Source organism: Leifsonia sp. ALI-44-B (assembly GCF_001984125.1).
Taxonomy (GTDB): domain Bacteria; phylum Actinomycetota; class Actinomycetes; order Actinomycetales; family Microbacteriaceae; genus Okibacterium.
The window spans coordinates 759,316-772,701 of the sequence record NZ_MTQL01000006.1 but is presented as its reverse complement, the minus strand read 5'-3'; the positions used below and the strand labels follow the sequence as shown (position 1 = coordinate 772,701).

General features: G+C 65.4%; 20 protein-coding genes and 1 tRNA gene. 17 read left to right on the top strand and 4 right to left on the bottom strand.

Translation table 11 applies throughout. The features are described from left to right. Window positions 1-40 precede the first annotated feature (40 nt). Window positions 41-877, bottom strand: a complete 837-nt coding sequence (locus ALI44B_RS04645) for an inositol monophosphatase family protein (RefSeq protein ID WP_077053514.1) — start codon at window positions 875-877, stop codon at window positions 41-43. A gap of 112 nt (window positions 878-989) precedes the next feature. On the opposite strand from ALI44B_RS04645, the gene ALI44B_RS04640 reads away from it, so the two are divergent. Next, window positions 990-1,062 (top strand) — tRNA-Lys (locus ALI44B_RS04640). Here ALI44B_RS04640 and ALI44B_RS16565 read toward each other — a convergent pair. Next, on the bottom strand, window positions 1,024-1,239 hold the full coding sequence (locus tag ALI44B_RS16565) for a helix-turn-helix domain-containing protein (protein WP_353615667.1): 216 nt from the start codon (window positions 1,237-1,239) through the stop codon (window positions 1,024-1,026). The two genes, ALI44B_RS04640 and ALI44B_RS16565, sit on opposite strands and share 39 nt — an antisense overlap. Before the next feature lie 160 nt (window positions 1,240-1,399). On the opposite strand from ALI44B_RS16565, the gene ALI44B_RS04630 reads away from it, so the two are divergent. The 3 genes from ALI44B_RS04630 to ALI44B_RS04620 are packed head-to-tail and all read left to right on the top strand — an operon-like array spanning window position 1,400 to window position 2,417. Then, window positions 1,400-1,594 carry a helix-turn-helix domain-containing protein gene (locus tag ALI44B_RS04630; protein WP_077053513.1) on the top strand — a complete coding sequence of 65 codons (195 nt, stop codon included), beginning with the start codon at window positions 1,400-1,402 and terminating at the stop codon, window positions 1,592-1,594. Further along, window positions 1,591-2,193 (top strand): helix-turn-helix domain-containing protein, encoded by a 603-nt coding sequence (locus tag ALI44B_RS04625; protein ID WP_077053512.1) that lies wholly within the window; start codon window positions 1,591-1,593, stop codon window positions 2,191-2,193. The genes ALI44B_RS04630 and ALI44B_RS04625 overlap by 4 nt, the downstream gene beginning before the upstream one ends. Next, window positions 2,190-2,417: a hypothetical protein gene (locus ALI44B_RS04620; RefSeq protein ID WP_077053511.1), complete on the top strand. Its 228-nt coding sequence runs from the start codon at window positions 2,190-2,192 to the stop codon at window positions 2,415-2,417. The genes ALI44B_RS04625 and ALI44B_RS04620 overlap by 4 nt, the downstream gene beginning before the upstream one ends. 35 nt (window positions 2,418-2,452) lie before the next feature. Here ALI44B_RS04620 and ALI44B_RS04615 read toward each other — a convergent pair whose 3' ends face one another. Beyond that, window positions 2,453-2,662, bottom strand: a complete 210-nt coding sequence (locus ALI44B_RS04615; protein ID WP_077053510.1) for a hypothetical protein — start codon at window positions 2,660-2,662, stop codon at window positions 2,453-2,455. Window positions 2,663-2,676: 14 nt separating this feature from the next. Here ALI44B_RS04615 and ALI44B_RS04610 point away from each other — a divergent pair, with 14 nt between their 5' ends. The 3 genes from ALI44B_RS04610 to ALI44B_RS04600 all read left to right on the top strand — a co-directional run bounded on the left by ALI44B_RS04610 (window position 2,677) and on the right by ALI44B_RS04600 (window position 4,990). Further along, window positions 2,677-2,958, top strand: a complete 282-nt coding sequence (locus ALI44B_RS04610; protein WP_077053509.1) for a hypothetical protein — start codon at window positions 2,677-2,679, stop codon at window positions 2,956-2,958. Then, on the top strand, window positions 2,955-3,272 hold the full coding sequence (locus ALI44B_RS04605) for a hypothetical protein (protein WP_077053508.1): 318 nt from the start codon (window positions 2,955-2,957) through the stop codon (window positions 3,270-3,272). The genes ALI44B_RS04610 and ALI44B_RS04605 overlap by 4 nt, the downstream gene beginning before the upstream one ends. A 302-nt stretch (window positions 3,273-3,574) precedes the next feature. Then, entirely contained in the window at window positions 3,575-4,990 is a 1,416-nt protein-coding gene (locus tag ALI44B_RS04600) for a hypothetical protein (RefSeq protein WP_077053507.1), read from the top strand. Between the two features lie 33 nt (window positions 4,991-5,023). Here the strand turns inward: ALI44B_RS04600 and ALI44B_RS04595 are convergent, their stop codons facing one another. After that, the gene (locus tag ALI44B_RS04595) at window positions 5,024-5,224 is read right to left on the bottom strand and encodes a hypothetical protein (RefSeq protein WP_077053506.1); all 201 of its coding nucleotides are present in this window, start codon (window positions 5,222-5,224) and stop codon (window positions 5,024-5,026) included. Between ALI44B_RS04595 and ALI44B_RS04590 the strand changes: the two genes are divergently transcribed. The 10 genes from ALI44B_RS04590 to ALI44B_RS04545 all read left to right on the top strand — a co-directional run bounded on the left by ALI44B_RS04590 (window position 5,223) and on the right by ALI44B_RS04545 (window position 13,385). Further along, a complete protein-coding gene (locus ALI44B_RS04590) occupies window positions 5,223-6,287 on the top strand; it encodes a hypothetical protein (RefSeq protein ID WP_077053505.1) in 1,065 nt (354 codons plus the stop codon). The two genes, ALI44B_RS04595 and ALI44B_RS04590, sit on opposite strands and share 2 nt — an antisense overlap. Window positions 6,288-6,292: 5 nt before the next feature. After that, window positions 6,293-7,924 (top strand): phage major capsid protein, encoded by a 1,632-nt coding sequence (locus ALI44B_RS04585; protein ID WP_077053504.1) that lies wholly within the window; start codon window positions 6,293-6,295, stop codon window positions 7,922-7,924. Window positions 7,925-7,996: 72 nt separating this feature from the next. Beyond that, window positions 7,997-8,401 carry a hypothetical protein gene (locus tag ALI44B_RS04580; RefSeq protein ID WP_077053503.1) on the top strand — a complete coding sequence of 135 codons (405 nt, stop codon included), beginning with the start codon at window positions 7,997-7,999 and terminating at the stop codon, window positions 8,399-8,401. After that, entirely contained in the window at window positions 8,398-8,721 is a 324-nt protein-coding gene (locus ALI44B_RS04575; protein WP_077053502.1) for a hypothetical protein, read from the top strand. The genes ALI44B_RS04580 and ALI44B_RS04575 overlap by 4 nt, the downstream gene beginning before the upstream one ends. After that, a complete protein-coding gene (locus tag ALI44B_RS04570; protein ID WP_077053501.1) occupies window positions 8,721-9,101 on the top strand; it encodes a hypothetical protein in 381 nt (126 codons plus the stop codon). The genes ALI44B_RS04575 and ALI44B_RS04570 overlap by 1 nt, the downstream gene beginning before the upstream one ends. 5 nt (window positions 9,102-9,106) lie before the next feature. Continuing rightward, window positions 9,107-9,523, top strand: coding sequence for a hypothetical protein (locus ALI44B_RS04565; RefSeq protein ID WP_077053500.1), 417 nt, complete (start codon window positions 9,107-9,109; stop codon window positions 9,521-9,523). A gap of 8 nt (window positions 9,524-9,531) precedes the next feature. Then, complete coding sequence (locus ALI44B_RS04560) at window positions 9,532-10,035, top strand: hypothetical protein (protein WP_077053499.1); 504 nt, start codon at window positions 9,532-9,534, stop codon at window positions 10,033-10,035. Window positions 10,036-10,039: 4 nt separating this feature from the next. Beyond that, complete coding sequence (locus ALI44B_RS04555) at window positions 10,040-11,509, top strand: hypothetical protein (RefSeq protein WP_077053498.1); 1,470 nt, start codon at window positions 10,040-10,042, stop codon at window positions 11,507-11,509. Beyond that, the gene (locus ALI44B_RS04550; RefSeq protein ID WP_077053497.1) at window positions 11,509-12,279 is read left to right on the top strand and encodes a hypothetical protein; all 771 of its coding nucleotides are present in this window, start codon (window positions 11,509-11,511) and stop codon (window positions 12,277-12,279) included. Before ALI44B_RS04555 ends, ALI44B_RS04550 begins: the two co-directional genes overlap by 1 nt. After that, complete coding sequence (locus tag ALI44B_RS04545) at window positions 12,279-13,385, top strand: hypothetical protein (RefSeq protein WP_077053496.1); 1,107 nt, start codon at window positions 12,279-12,281, stop codon at window positions 13,383-13,385. The genes ALI44B_RS04550 and ALI44B_RS04545 overlap by 1 nt, the downstream gene beginning before the upstream one ends. Window position 13,386: the final 1 nt, after the last annotated feature.

The following is a 13,386-nucleotide window of genomic DNA, read 5'->3' as shown; positions in this document are numbered from 1 at the left end:
CACGCCTCACTTTCAAAGCCGACTCACAGGTGAGAGGGGCTCAGCCGTGCAGAAGCGCCAGGATCTCCTCGTGCAGCAGGCCGTTGGTGGCCAGAAAACTGCGTCGGTCGATGCGATCGGTGCCATCGATCGCGGATGTCGCGCCGCCCGCCTCGCGCACGATCGGCACCAGCGCCGCCACGTCGTACTCCTTGACATCGAATTCGCCCACCGCGTCGACCAGTCCCTCGGCCAGCAGCATGTACGCCCACATGTCGCCGTAGGCGCGGTCGCGCCAGCTGGCCCGGGTCAGCGCGACGAGCTGGTCGAGGTAGCCGGCGTCGTCCCACTGTGTGACGCTCTGGAAGCTGACGGATGCGTCGGCGAGCTTCTCCACACGAGAGACCCTCAGCTGCTCGGGCGCGCCGCCCCGTAGGGACGACCAGGCGCCGGAGCCGTCGGCCGCCCACCAGCGCTTCTCGAGCGCGGGGGAGGAGACGACGCCCACAACGGGTACGCCGTCGATGGCGAGGGAGATGAGCGTGCCCCAGATGGGAACGCCGCGCAGGTAGTTGGCGGTGCCATCGATCGGGTCGATGATCCACTGCCGCGCGGTCGAGCCGGCCGTGCCGTACTCCTCGCCCAGGATGCCGTCCTCCGGCCGCTCCTCGGTGAGGATCTCTCGAATGCGGCGCTCGACGGCGAGATCGGCGTCGGTCACGAACGAGCGGTCGGGTTTGGTCGACACGTCGAGGTCGTTCGACCGGAAGCGTTCGAGCGAGATCGCGTCGGCGGCATCCGCGATGCGCAGGGCGAGCCGCAGGTCGTCGGCCAGCGCGTTTCCGGCGGCGGAGGGGTCGGCAGAACCGGCGGGAACGGGGGATGCGTCAGCACTCATGCCCCCAGCGTATCGACCCCGGATGCTCGGCCGCGCGGCTCGATTCGCGCTCGTCGCAATTCTCCTGCTAAAGTATTCCTCGGTCCGGAAGTGCAAAATTCCGGTCCGAAATGCACCTCTAGCTCAATCGGCAGAGCAACTGACTCTTAATCAGTGGGTTCTCGGTTCAAGTCCGAGGGGGTGCACTCTGGGTCGTCTACCTCTCCCACGAGGTAGGCGACCGTTGTGTTTAACGCGCGGGCCGTCGCGAGCAGGTTTGCGATCGACCAGCCACGCTCTCCGCGAAGCCGCTTGCCGACGCTCGACTGTTCCATTCCGATCATGTTCCCCAGGGCGGTCTGGGTGATTTTCTGATCCCACATGAGCAGGTGCACACGACGGCCAGTGGCGGCGTCGGCATCCTCAATGTCCAATTCAGGCTGATGCATTGTCATGCGTACAGATTACGGCCAAATCGGACAAATCCGCAACATCTGTGCCAATGGTCACGCGCCTAGTCCGTTTTGGCCTATTCTGTCCGTTATGACCAATCAGCAGAATCAGGTCGAATCAGACTATATCTCGCCCGGCGAAGCAGCGACGCTTCTCGGCGTGAGCGTGCGCACGCTGTCTCGAATGGCCGACAACGGCACTATGCCCGTCACGATCCTCCCGAGCGGCCACCGCCGCTATGAGGCGCAGATCGTCCGTGAGTTTCGTGAGGCTCGGACGGCATGAGTTGGCAAGCAACCGACTGGGCCGACCAGTTGCCCTATGACGTGGTGAAACCTCTTGCCACTCGCGTTCTGTTCAAGCTCGCCAATGTGGCGGCACAGGACGGCACGAGGGCGTGGCGCAGCAAGTACGAGATGGCCGAAGAGCTCGGCGTGCATCAGAAGAGCATCGGCCGCGCGCTGCGTGAGCTCCAGGACGCTCACCTAATCCGCCTCGGTGACCAGCGGGCAGTGGCTCACATCCGCGCCGACCGCCGTCCGACCGTCTACGACATGGAGTTCGGCTGGCATCGCATGTTCGCGCAGCCCGAGATCCCCCTTCCGCAGGATGAGGAAGACGAACCCGAAGAGGCAGCTCCGGACGGGGGGACAGAGTTATCCACAGGTTCCCACGGGGGGACACACGGGGGGACAGCTGCGGTTCCACTAGGAACTAATGGAACTACTTATAACCAGTTAACAAAAGAACCTTACGTACCTGAACGCGCGCAAGCGCTGATCGACCAGGACGAATGCAAGTTGACCTACGGCCACCGTCGAGACGCCGAGGGCACGACGTGCGTTCGGTGCGGCGCGAGCCTCTACGCAAGGAGCGCCTCATGAGCATGCCCGAAGTTGGAAGCACCAGCCACGTCTCGGCACACACAGGCCTGTGGCGATCGAACCGATGGCTCATCACGCGGGCCGGGTCTGCGACCGGGGGCTATGGCCTCGGATGGTTCGTTCAAGACTGCAATGACATCGGCGCATTCTTCACCACGTGGGACGCAGCCCTCGCGTTCGCCATGGGTCAGGCATACCCCGTGCGACAGGAGCTCTTCGCATGACCGGCGAATACCTCGACCCGATGGTTGCGTGGCCGCTAGGCGCTCTGCTGTGGCTCGTGTGGTTTGGCCAGTGCCGCCGCAGCCGCGTCGCTGACCGTCGTCACCGAGACGGCCGTGGTGCTGCTCAGCGTGTGCTCGCGCAGAGCGGCCAGCACCGCCGACTTGATGATGAAGTACAGGGCGACCAGAGCGACGGCGAGGCCGACGACGTAGCCGAGCAGGGCAAGCAGAGTATCGGTATCCATGGCGGGAGCCTATCGTGAGCGCCTACTTCGACCAGGCCATCGACCAGTGGAGAGCCGCGCGGGTCGAGTACGAACTGTTCCTCGAAGCCGCCTACGAGAGGGCCGAGACGGCGACGAACGGGGTTCTACTCAACGCACGCGGGAAACGCGCTGGCATCGACGCCTACACGCTATTCAAGGGCAACGAAACCCGAGCCCTCGCGTACGCATCCGAAGAGCTCATAGAGCACTGGCGCATTCATCCTCGCGTGCCCTTCTGCCGGTTCGAGCGCGACCGCATGGAGGCATGGTCATGAGCCAACACCACCGCAACCAGAAGTGGACGACGCACTCACCGAAGCTGCGCAAGAAGCTGGAGCCCATGCTCCCGCTGCCGTGCGTCAACTGCGGCAAGCCGGTACTCCGCGAGCACAAGTGGCAGGTCGGTCACCGCATCGACGCAGCCCGAGGCGGCGAGCCGACCCTGGCCAACGTCGGGCCAGTGCACCGGAAGTCCGAGCTCTGGCCACGCAACTGCAACCAGATCGCGGGCGGCAAACTCGGCGCGCAGATCACCAACTCCCGACGCTCGACCGCACGTAATCGTGCACAAGACATCCGCGAATGGTAGCCATCATGACCACATCGACGCTCGAAACGCCTCGATCTGCCCCGGTTTTTGAGAATCCACCCGTACCTCCGCTTGGGGGCAGCACGGAATTCTCTCTCGATCTGTGGGAAAGGATTCGGGACCGGGGGATTTCTCCAAAATTCCACTCAGGTTACACAGCGGATCGCGAGGGCCGTCTGGACTTCCTCACGGGTGCCCGCGCCTACGGTCTGGAGCTCGTAGACCTGGACGACCCCGACGCGATCGCCGCGCTCAAGATGATGAAGCCGCCGCGGAATCCGATCCAGCCCCAGCAGTTGCAGATGGTTGACACGCTGAACGCCGATTTCGATTCGCAAGTGGTCGAGGTTCCCCGACGCGGGTCAAAGACGACCACGATCTTCTGCCTGTTGTCAGGCCGGTGCGCGAACCGTCCCGGCTATCAGGTCACGTTCTCGGCGCAGTCCGGCGTCGCCGGTTCACGGCGTCTGCGCGAGTGGGCCGGACGGCTCGACGCGATCCAGCCGCCCGACGACCAGGAGCTACCCCCGTGGCTTCGCGGGGCCAAGCCGAAGCGCCCGCCGCAGGCTGTCGCGCTCTTCGGCCCGGATGCCGTTCCGACCGTCGAGCCGAAGTCGCGCGGCTTCAAGATCATGCGAGGCGAAGTCGGCAAGGGCATCTACTGGGACAACGGCTCGACGATGCTCGTGCTCAAGCCCGACGCCGACTCGTACCGCGGCGAGGCGGCGGACGTGTCGTGGCTCGATGAGGCGCAGGAGATTGACCCGCTGGAGGGCGCCGAACTGCTCGCCGGTATCGTGCCCCTGCAGGACACCAAAGAGGGCTCCGCCATCCTCATCTCGGGAACGGCCGGCGAGGCGCGGGTCGGCCCGTTCTGGGAGTTCCTCGAACAGCTGCGCAAGGGCAGCCCCGACATGGGCGGCATCGACTTCGCCGTGGACGACACGACACCGTGGGAGCTCATCGAGGACATCGAAGAGGCCATGAAGCTCGTGGCCGAAGTCCACCCCGGCATCGGCACTCTGACGACCATGGCGAAGATGCGGAAGAACTGGGCGAAGCTCCCGCGGCCGCAGTGGGCACGCGAGTACCTGTCACTCTGGCCCGAGTCGTTCGGCGTCAAGGCCATCCCCGCCGAGTGGTGGGAGAACGCCGCCCTGGCCAAGAAGAAGACCAAGCCCGCTCGCGTCGCATTCGGGGCCGACATCAAGCCGGGCGGCGGTGTGGCCGCGATCGTCGTGGCATGGCGAGACTCCCGTGGCGTCGCCTACATCGAGGTTGTCGAGCACCGCGTGGGCACCGCCTGGATGCCCGAGCGATATGGCGAGCTCAGCAAGCGATACCGCGGCTCCACGATCGCCTACGACGACATCGCAGAGGGCAAGGCCACAGCGACCGAAACGGCGCGCATGAAGCCCAAGCCACGGCTCCGGGTGCAGACCTACCGCGAGCACGCGGCCGGGTGCGTGCAGATCATGCGCGACCTCGAACGGGGCAAGCTCAAGCACTTCGGCCAGACCTCGCTCGATGACGCCGTAGACCGCGCAGCGAAGCGCGAAGTGCGCGGCGAACAGGGCGTGTGGCTCTGGGGCGTCGAAGCATCAGGCGGCGACATCACGACCCTTGTCGCGGCCACTCGCGCGCTGCGCAACTGGGACCAATGGTTCGCGAACAAGAGCAACAGCACGACCTCATCCATCATCACCGCAGGGGACTAAGCCATGACGATCAAGCTCGACCAATCCTCGACCTCAGTCGTCGTCACCTGTGACGAATGCGCCTACTGGTCGGCGTTCACCTGGACCATGCTCGCGGCCCACGATTCCGCGGTTCTTCACGAAGAGAACGTGCACGCGCCCCGCCAGGATGCCCACCGTCTGCGCGCGCAATACATCCGCCGCAACGCCGCCCGTTCGTCCGATGAAGCCGTGCGTCCAGATGATTCTCGACATGGGATTCCTCACGACACTCCGCGAAGCATTCGGGCTCCAAGACCCGTCTAACCTCGTTGGTGGCGGCTTCGCTGGCCTCGCCGGATCATCCGGCGTCGTGTCGCCCTGGTCGGACTCATCCCTCCAGGAGTTCGTCTGGTCCGACATCTTCGGAATCGCCACCAACCCCGTCACCCGGGCCGAAGCCATGACAGTCGCGGCCGTCGTGAACGGCCGAGCTCGCATCATCCAAGAGCTCGCCGGACGCCCGCTCCGTGCCCTCGACGCGAACGGCCTCGTGGCCAACCAGCCGACGTGGCTCTACCGCACCAACACCGGCACCCCGCCGTGGTTCCGCACCGCTCAGACGCTCGATGACTGGATCTTCTACGGCCACTCGCTCTGGGCATTCGAGCGCAGCGACAACGGCACGATCACCGACGCCGCCCGCATCCCCTACGAGCGCTGGGAGCTCGACCAGAACGGCGGCATCCTCGTAGACAAGAAGCCCGTCACCAACCCGGACGCCGTGATGTATCTGCCCGGCCCGATGCCCGGTCTGCTCAACTGCGCCGGGACCACGATCCGTGCATCCAAAGACCTGGAAAAGACGTGGGCCGGGAAAGCCCGCAACCCCATTCCCGCCATCGTCCTCACCGAAAAAGAGGACAACGGCATGACGGACCGAGAAGCGAAGAAGTACGTGGACGCCGTGGCCAAGGCCCGGCAGGACCCCAACGGCGCGGTCATGTTCGTGCCCTACTCGATCGCCGCCACGTTCGAAGGAACCGCCGAACCATCGTTCGCCATCGAAGCGCGCAACGCCGCGAAGCTCGACATCGCCTCGTTCCTCAACTTGCCCGCCGCCGCCGTCGAAGCCGCACAGCCCAAGGCCTCGCTGAACTACGAAACCGACGCCACCACGAAGGTCGAAACCACCGACCGAATGGCGTTCTGGTCCGAGCCGTTCGAGGCCCTGCTGTCGATGGATAACGTGTGCCCCCGCGGCCAGCGCATCCGGTTCGACTTCGGCTCGAACCCCACCGCACCCACCATCAACACCGGCCCGTACACGGAGGACTGAGAACCATGACAGACGCCCACATCATTGCCGGGGACTTGACGGCCAACCATGAGGAGCGAGTGGTCTCTGGCCTCTTGCTGCCCTATGGCGAAGTCGGTCATACCAACATCGGCATGTTCAGCATCGACCGCCCCGGCATCATCACGATCCCGGGCGACATCTCGGTGCTCAACGCCAACGAAGACCACGACCAGCTACAGCCCCGCGCCCGATTCCTCACCGCCACCGAGAGCCCGGCAGGCGTTTACGCGTCGTTCCGGATTGGCCGCAACCCGGCCGACGACGCTCTGCTCGCCCGCATCGAGAAGGCCAAACAGGCCGGTAAGCCCATGCGGCTCTCGGCGGAAGTCCGCGGCGTCGGCATCCGGAACGGCAAAGCCACGTGCGGTGAGCTCACGGGCGCAGCGTTCGTGGAGCGAGGCGCGTTCGAGTCGGCGGCGCTCATGGCCGCAGCCGTGGACACCGACCCCGAAGAGACACCCGCCGAGCCGGAAGCCCCCGCAGCGGGCGAGCCCGTCGTGACGACCGAGAAGTTCTCGGATGAGTTCACCGATGAGCAGGGCGTCACCCGCAAGCGCACCACGACCCGCACCACGACCGTGGACGGCGAAACCACAACCATCACCGAAAAGACCGTCATCGAAGAGCCGGAAACCCCGGCAGAAGAGGAACCCACCGTGACCAACGCAGCAGTCGCCCCCGGCCTGTTCAACGCCGCCCCCGCGGCCCCCGCCGCCCCCAAGCAGGACAAGAACGCCCTGTTCGCCGCGATCGCTCATGCGGTCCAGACCGGCGACACCGGCAACCTGCTCGCCGCGTTCAAGGACGTCAAGATCGACGGAACCGGCGCGGTCGGAACCGGCGTCGTCGTCCCCGAGTACGTCGGCCAGGTCTGGGACGGCCGCACCTACCAGCGCCGCATCATCCCCCTGACCGGCGCGGGCGCTCCGCTCACCAAGCTCGTGTCGAAGGGATGGCGCTTCAAGGTCAAGCCCGAGGTAGACGAGTGGGCCGGTAACAAGGCCGACGTTCCCTCGAACACGCCCACGACCGAAGAAGTCACGTTCACCACGACCCGCTTCGCGGGCGGCTGGGACTTCGCCCGCGAGTTCTGGGACTTCGGTGAGCTCGAAGTCATCGAGTCGTTCCTGCGCCTCGCCGCCGACAGCTACGCCATGAAGTCCGACAACAAGCACCTGGCCAACCTCGTCGCTGCTGCTCAGACGGCCGCTGTCGGCACCATCCCGACCGGCGTCGGCTCCGGCATCGCCAAGGTCGTGCGCGGCGCTCTCCGCGTCATCACCGCCGAAGCGATCCCGTCCTACGCCGTCGTCGCACCCGACGTGTTCGAACAGATCATGTTCACCAAGAAAGACGACGTTCTCGCGTTCCTCTCGATGAGCCTCGGACTCGAAGACGGCCAGACCGAAAACTTCAAGATCGTGCCCCACGCCCAGATGGCCACGGGAACCGTGCTCGTCGGCGCGAAGGAAGCCGCTCAGGCCCGGGAGCTCGGCGGCGCACCCATCCGCGTCTCGGCCATCGACATCGCTCGAGGCGGAAACGACGAGGCCCTGTTCGGCTACCTCCAGACCCGCGTCGAGTACCCGAAGGCACTCCAGCTCGTCACCAACTAGCCCGCCCCTGCTGCCGCCCGGCGACCTCACCCGGGCGGCAGCACCCCACCCAACCGACTCTGAAAGGCCGTCATGGCGATCCAAAAATTCATTCCGTCAACGCTAGACCCGGCTCGCCCAGACGTCTCGCTCTGGGAGTACACCATCTCGAAGGACGAGCGGTTCAACCTCGACGTGCTCGACCTGACCGGCTACAGCATGTGCGAGATTCAGTTCGTTGGAAACATCACCGCCGGTGGCGTCACGTTCCGCGGCGGGCTCACTCCCGACATGATGACCAGCGCCGCTGGCCCCCGGTGGGTGCACGGAACGGCAGGCACGTACACCACGTCGCTGCCCTTCCCCGTCGTGGGTGCGAGCCCGATCTACGGGGCCGCTCGTGAGTTCGCCGAAACGAACCTGCCGCCGTTCATTCAGGCGGCCGCGAGCGGCGACTTTGCGGGCGAGGGCAAACTCTACATTCGGGCGTCTCGATGACCGTCTGGACCTGGTACACGTTCACCACGATCCGCGACGTGTGGGACGACGCTCCGCAGGATGACGACATCCTCCGTCTCGTCATGGACTCGGCCAAGGCGCAGGTGCTCGAATTTGCGCCCGAGCTCGAAGAGGACGACCCGCTGCCCGAGCGCTACGTGCTCGCCCACCTGATGCAAACCCGCAACCTGTGGAACGCATCGAAGATCGACCCTGACGGCGGCATGGGCGAAGGAGAGTTCGTCCTGCGCCCCTTCCCGCTCGACTGGCAAGTGAAGGCGCTGCTGCGCCCCAAGCGGGCCGTTCCGGTGGCGCTCTGATGGCCGCCTCGAACAAGCCGCGCCACGTGCTGGAGCGGGCGCTCAAGCCGCTCGTGACGGCGCACCCGAAATGGCGCATCATCCCGTATCAGCGCAACGTGGACGCCCTCTCCGGCGTGATCGTGATGCTGAAACAGAAGCGCATCACCCGTCTCCCCGAAGCCCCCGATGGGCTCCACGCCATCGAGTTCACCGCCACGATCGTCTCGCCCAAGACCGACACCACCGCCGCAGAGGACGAACTGGACGACGGCGTGAACGCCCTCATCCATGAGCTCGACCTGGCGGGCATCGGATGGGCGGACGCCGAGAAGGTCAAGTTCGATGACCAGCACCTCGCCTACGACATCACCCTCACCGTCACATCAAACAAGGAGTAACCCCCATGGTCGCAATCGCCCCGAAGGGCCGCGTCTTCAAGAACTACCTGCTGAAGATCGCCACCGACAGCTACGAGAAAGCCATCAACTCGGCCGCGCTCACGCCCACCGTGCCGGTCGCCAAGTTCAAGGGCGGCACGCCGGACGCCGTGATCGTGGACACCGGCATCCCCGAGTGGAAGCTGGACCTGTCCTACCTCCAGGACTGGGAGACGGCCGGATCGCTCAGCATCTACCTCAACAACAACATCGGCAAGCAGGTCGCCATGGAGTTCTCGCCCCACGGCACCGGCCCGAAGTTCACCGCAACCGTGCTCATCACGCCCGGGGCGGTCGGCGGCGCGGTGGACGCATTCGGTGTCTCGACCGTGAGCCTCGAAGTCGTCGGCCAGCCGGTCTACGCCGCTGGCACCGTCACGTAGGTCACGCCGTGCGCATCTCGGTCTTCAACTCGAAAGAGCTCCAGGGCGTCATCCTCGCCATGAAGGGTTTCGAGCGTGACCTGGCGAAGCAGATTCGCCGGGTCACGAAGTCCGTGGTGGACCCCGAGTGGCGCAAGGCGGTAGCCGAGCGGGCCTCGACCCGCAGCGAAGCACGTGTGCTCGGCTCCACCGCCCGAGTCGCCGTCTCAGATCAGAACGTGACACTCAAGTCCGCCGCGGTCGGCCGAGCCCTCACAGGCGGTCTCAAGCCCTCCGAGAACTTCGCGGGCGTCGAGTTCGGCGCGGACCAGAACGACGTGACGACCTACCAGGCGACCTCCAAGAAGGGCAAGCGGTTCAAGGTCACACGTCACACGAAGCGGCAGTTCCGCCCCCGCAAGAAGAACGGCTACGTCGTCATGCCAGCCGCCGCCGAAATCATCCCCCGCATCGCATCCCTGTGGGTCCAGACCACCATCCGCACGTTCCACGAATTGATCGAGAAGAGGTAACGCCATGGCCAAGGGCATCAGTATCGGCGTGGCCTCGGATACCCGTGACTTCACGTCCGGCGTCAAGAAGGGCGTCATCGAGCCGCTGGAGGACGCGGCCGACGCTCTCGATGACCTCGGGCGTGACGGGCAGAAGAACGGCGACAAGCTCGAACGGGCCATGCGTGACGCCCGGGAGGAAACGTCCGACTTCAAGCGCGAACAGTCCGAGCTCGGAAAGGCGATCGCCAAATCCTCGAAGGACGGCGGCGACGCTCTCAAGCGCAACACGTCGGAGTCAACCTCCGCAGCGAAGCGCGACCTGGCCGAGCTCGGCAACGAAGCGAAGGCCAACGCGGCCGAAACGTTCTCATCGTTCGACGGCTCCGCAGAGTCGTTCGCAGACGGCATCCAGGGGACGCTCGGTGGCATCGTGTCGTCGCTCGGCCCCGCGGGTGCGATCGCCGGTGCCGCGGGTGCCCTCGGGATCGGACTCGTGATGTCGGCTCTCGAACAGGGCGGCGAGAAGTCCGACGAGTTCAAGGCCAAAGTGGGCGACCTCGCGGGCGAGCTCATCGACACCGGTTACGTCGGTGAGGCGTCGCTCAGCTACGTGGTTGACCAGTTGAAAGAACTGGCCACGGCGACCGACGACAACGAAGTGAGCCTGGCCAAGCTGCGCAAAACGTCGTCGGAATCGGGCGGTTCATTCGAAGAGCTCGCGCGCGCCTACGCCGGTAATGCAGAGGGTCTAGACGAACTGCTCGCGAAGCAGGAGGAATACGCCGACAAGCTGCGCGACGAAGCCGACGCCGTGGTGACATCCGCCAAGGGTGGCCCCGAACGATACAAGCAACTGATGGACCAGGCCGACGCCACCGACCGATATGTCGGCTACCTCAAGGAAGCGAAGACGGCGACCGATCAGGCCGCTGACGCGCAGCAGAACTACATCGACTCCGGTGGCCCCGAGCTGCTCGCCAAAGCCGAAGCGGCAGAGGACTACGCCACGTCGATCCAGGACGCTCTCGGTGAGGCTGGCGAGTCGTGGGAAGAGTTCGCGACCAAAGAGGGCGGGGTGGACCTCGCTGGCTACGTGGCCAACTTTGAGGCCAAGGCGAAGGCCGTGGAGGACTACCAAAAGAACCTCTCGACGGCATCGGAAACGCTCTCGCAGGAAGCGCTCAACTACATCTCTTCGCTCGGCGTGGACTCCGCTCCGCTGCTCGCAGCGTTCATCAACGCGCCCGCCGATCAGAAGGGGCGACTGGCCGAAATCTGGCGATCGCTCGGTAAGACCTCGACCGACACCTACAAGGCCGAGCTTGAGGCCGGAATCCCGAAAGAGATCAACGGGCCGAAGATCACGCTCGACGTGCAGTCCGGCCTCCGGGACGCGATAACCGCGATCGACGCGTTCGTGAACAAGCCCCGCTCAGCCGTCATCAACCTCCGCGCCGTCGAGAACGGTTCCGGCCGAATGGGAGTGCCCTAATGCCCGCCACACTCACCGCCACCGCGAGCCCTGACGGGTCCGTGCTGCTCATCGTGGGCGGCGCAGCGACAGACGACAAGCTCATGCGCTCCGATCGCAACGGCACCGCGCCGGTCCGACTGTTCCCGAACCAGGGCATCATCGACGGCGGCCTGCTCGTGACCGACAACGAAGCGTCGCTTATGGGCCAGGTCGTCTACTCGATCGGCACCGCTTCGCAGACCATCACCTTTGACGGCCAGGTGCTCACCGACATCCTGCTGACACCCGTGCTCCCGCAGAACCGGAACTTCCCGCTGCTCACGCTGGAGCACAGCTACGGTCGCCCCTCGACCTCGACAAAGCACCAGGTCATCAACCGCCCCGACAAGCTCGCAGCGCTCGGCCCGCTCGGCTACCGATCCGGCTCGCTGTCGTTCCTCGTGGCATCCGCCAGCATGGCCACCGAGCTTGAAGCGATCTACGACAAGGGCGAGGTGGTGCTGCTCAGGTTCTCGACCGGCACCAACCCGCTCACGGGCGAGCAGTACCCGGCTGAGCGTGACCTTTACCACCTGTCCGACGACGTGCGCGTGAACCGCGATCGCGAATCGGCCAGCGGGTTTTACAAGGTCGATGTCAACTACACCGAGATTCGCCGCCCGTCGTCCCCGCTCGCCGGTTCGTTCGGCTGGACCTACAACGACGTGCGCGACCAGTTCGCCTCATATGACGAAGTCGCCATGATCTTCCCGACGTACAACGACCTTGCCGTAGGCGGTGACCAGTAATGGCCGTCACGTTCGATTCACGGGCCGCGGAAGCCCTCACTGAGTCGATCACCCACCTAGGCGCGTTCGAGGCCGCAGGCGTGCCCCTGGACGTCGAGTCGTGCACGCTCACCTTTGACGAAGCGCAAGCCCCGCACGCCCTGTTCCGCGCCCGCTGCAAGGTGCCCACGTCACAGGCCGACCTCGATGCCCTAGACCCGCGTCTCGGGAAGCGGATGACCGTGGCCATGGGATACCGCTACGCGGGCGGCACGCGCGACGTGCAGCGGATGGCAGACCTGATCCTCGACGATCGCCGCGTGAGCCGACCGCAGAACACCATGGAGCTCGTGGGCCAGTCCGACGAACGGGTGCTTATGGACTTCGGCTCAGGGGTCACGGACACGGCCATCCCGACCAGCGCCGAAGCGTTCAGCGCCATCCGCTCGCTCATCTGGGCGTCGATCCCGAACGCGCCGACCGCCGACGACAGCACCCGCGCCACGGGGTGGGTCGGGGCCGAACCCATCGTCATCAAAGCGGGTGACAACAGCATGGCCGCCATCCTCGATATAGCCGACCGTGCGGGCGACCTGTGGGTTTACGACGACGGTTTGCGCACCTGGCGCATCACGAAGCGCCCGACGCTCGTCGGAAAGCCGAAGCTCGCGCTCAAGGTGGGCGTGGACGGCACGATCATCACGGCGCAGACCGGCGTCGGCCGCAAAGACTTCGCTAACTCGGTGCTCGTGCGGCACACGTGGCGCGACGCGAACAAGGTCGATCAGGTCGTCCAGGGCTACGCCGACGTGATGAGCGGCCCCTACTCGGTCGGCGCGATCGGTCGGAAGCTCATGGTCGTGGAACGCGACTACGCGGGCACCACCGCGACCGCCCAAGCCGCCGCGCGATCGCTCGTGCGCCGAGCCGTCTCCCGTGGGCGATCGCTCACCATCGAGGCGATCGCCGCATATTGGCTCCGCCCCGGCGACACCATCTCGATCCAGTTACCAACCGGCCCCGAAGAGCTCCACCTGATCGCAGCGGTGCACTTTGAACAGCCATCGGGCCTCATGACCATCGAGACCCGCCAACCCGACGACATCACGATTCAGACAGGAGCCTGAC

Bases quoted from the DNA above. Each gene is read 5' to 3' on its own strand.
- ALI44B_RS04625 (WP_077053512.1), top strand. From the start codon at position 1,591: ATGAGTTGGCAAGCAACCGACTGGGCCGACCAGTTGCCCTATGACGTG.
- ALI44B_RS04550 (WP_077053497.1), top strand. From the start codon at position 11,509: ATGCCCGCCACACTCACCGCCACCGCGAGCCCTGACGGGTCCGTGCTG.
- ALI44B_RS04600 (WP_077053507.1), top strand. From the start codon at position 3,575: ATGGTTGACACGCTGAACGCCGATTTCGATTCGCAAGTGGTCGAGGTT.
- ALI44B_RS04545 (WP_077053496.1), top strand. From the start codon at position 12,279: ATGGCCGTCACGTTCGATTCACGGGCCGCGGAAGCCCTCACTGAGTCG.
- ALI44B_RS04620 (WP_077053511.1), top strand. From the start codon at position 2,190: ATGAGCATGCCCGAAGTTGGAAGCACCAGCCACGTCTCGGCACACACA.
- ALI44B_RS04590 (WP_077053505.1), top strand. From the start codon at position 5,223: ATGGGATTCCTCACGACACTCCGCGAAGCATTCGGGCTCCAAGACCCG.
- ALI44B_RS04645 (WP_077053514.1), bottom strand. From the start codon at position 877: ATGAGTGCTGACGCATCCCCCGTTCCCGCCGGTTCTGCCGACCCCTCC.
- ALI44B_RS04585 (WP_077053504.1), top strand. From the start codon at position 6,293: ATGACAGACGCCCACATCATTGCCGGGGACTTGACGGCCAACCATGAG.
- ALI44B_RS04575 (WP_077053502.1), top strand. From the start codon at position 8,398: ATGACCGTCTGGACCTGGTACACGTTCACCACGATCCGCGACGTGTGG.
- ALI44B_RS04555 (WP_077053498.1), top strand. From the start codon at position 10,040: ATGGCCAAGGGCATCAGTATCGGCGTGGCCTCGGATACCCGTGACTTC.
- ALI44B_RS04595 (WP_077053506.1), bottom strand. From the start codon at position 5,224: ATGTCGAGAATCATCTGGACGCACGGCTTCATCGGACGAACGGGCGGC.
- ALI44B_RS16565 (WP_353615667.1), bottom strand. From the start codon at position 1,239: ATGTGGGATCAGAAAATCACCCAGACCGCCCTGGGGAACATGATCGGA.
- ALI44B_RS04630 (WP_077053513.1), top strand. From the start codon at position 1,400: ATGACCAATCAGCAGAATCAGGTCGAATCAGACTATATCTCGCCCGGC.
- ALI44B_RS04580 (WP_077053503.1), top strand. From the start codon at position 7,997: ATGGCGATCCAAAAATTCATTCCGTCAACGCTAGACCCGGCTCGCCCA.
- ALI44B_RS04565 (WP_077053500.1), top strand. From the start codon at position 9,107: ATGGTCGCAATCGCCCCGAAGGGCCGCGTCTTCAAGAACTACCTGCTG.
- ALI44B_RS04605 (WP_077053508.1), top strand. From the start codon at position 2,955: ATGAGCCAACACCACCGCAACCAGAAGTGGACGACGCACTCACCGAAG.
- ALI44B_RS04615 (WP_077053510.1), bottom strand. From the start codon at position 2,662: ATGGATACCGATACTCTGCTTGCCCTGCTCGGCTACGTCGTCGGCCTC.
- ALI44B_RS04570 (WP_077053501.1), top strand. From the start codon at position 8,721: ATGGCCGCCTCGAACAAGCCGCGCCACGTGCTGGAGCGGGCGCTCAAG.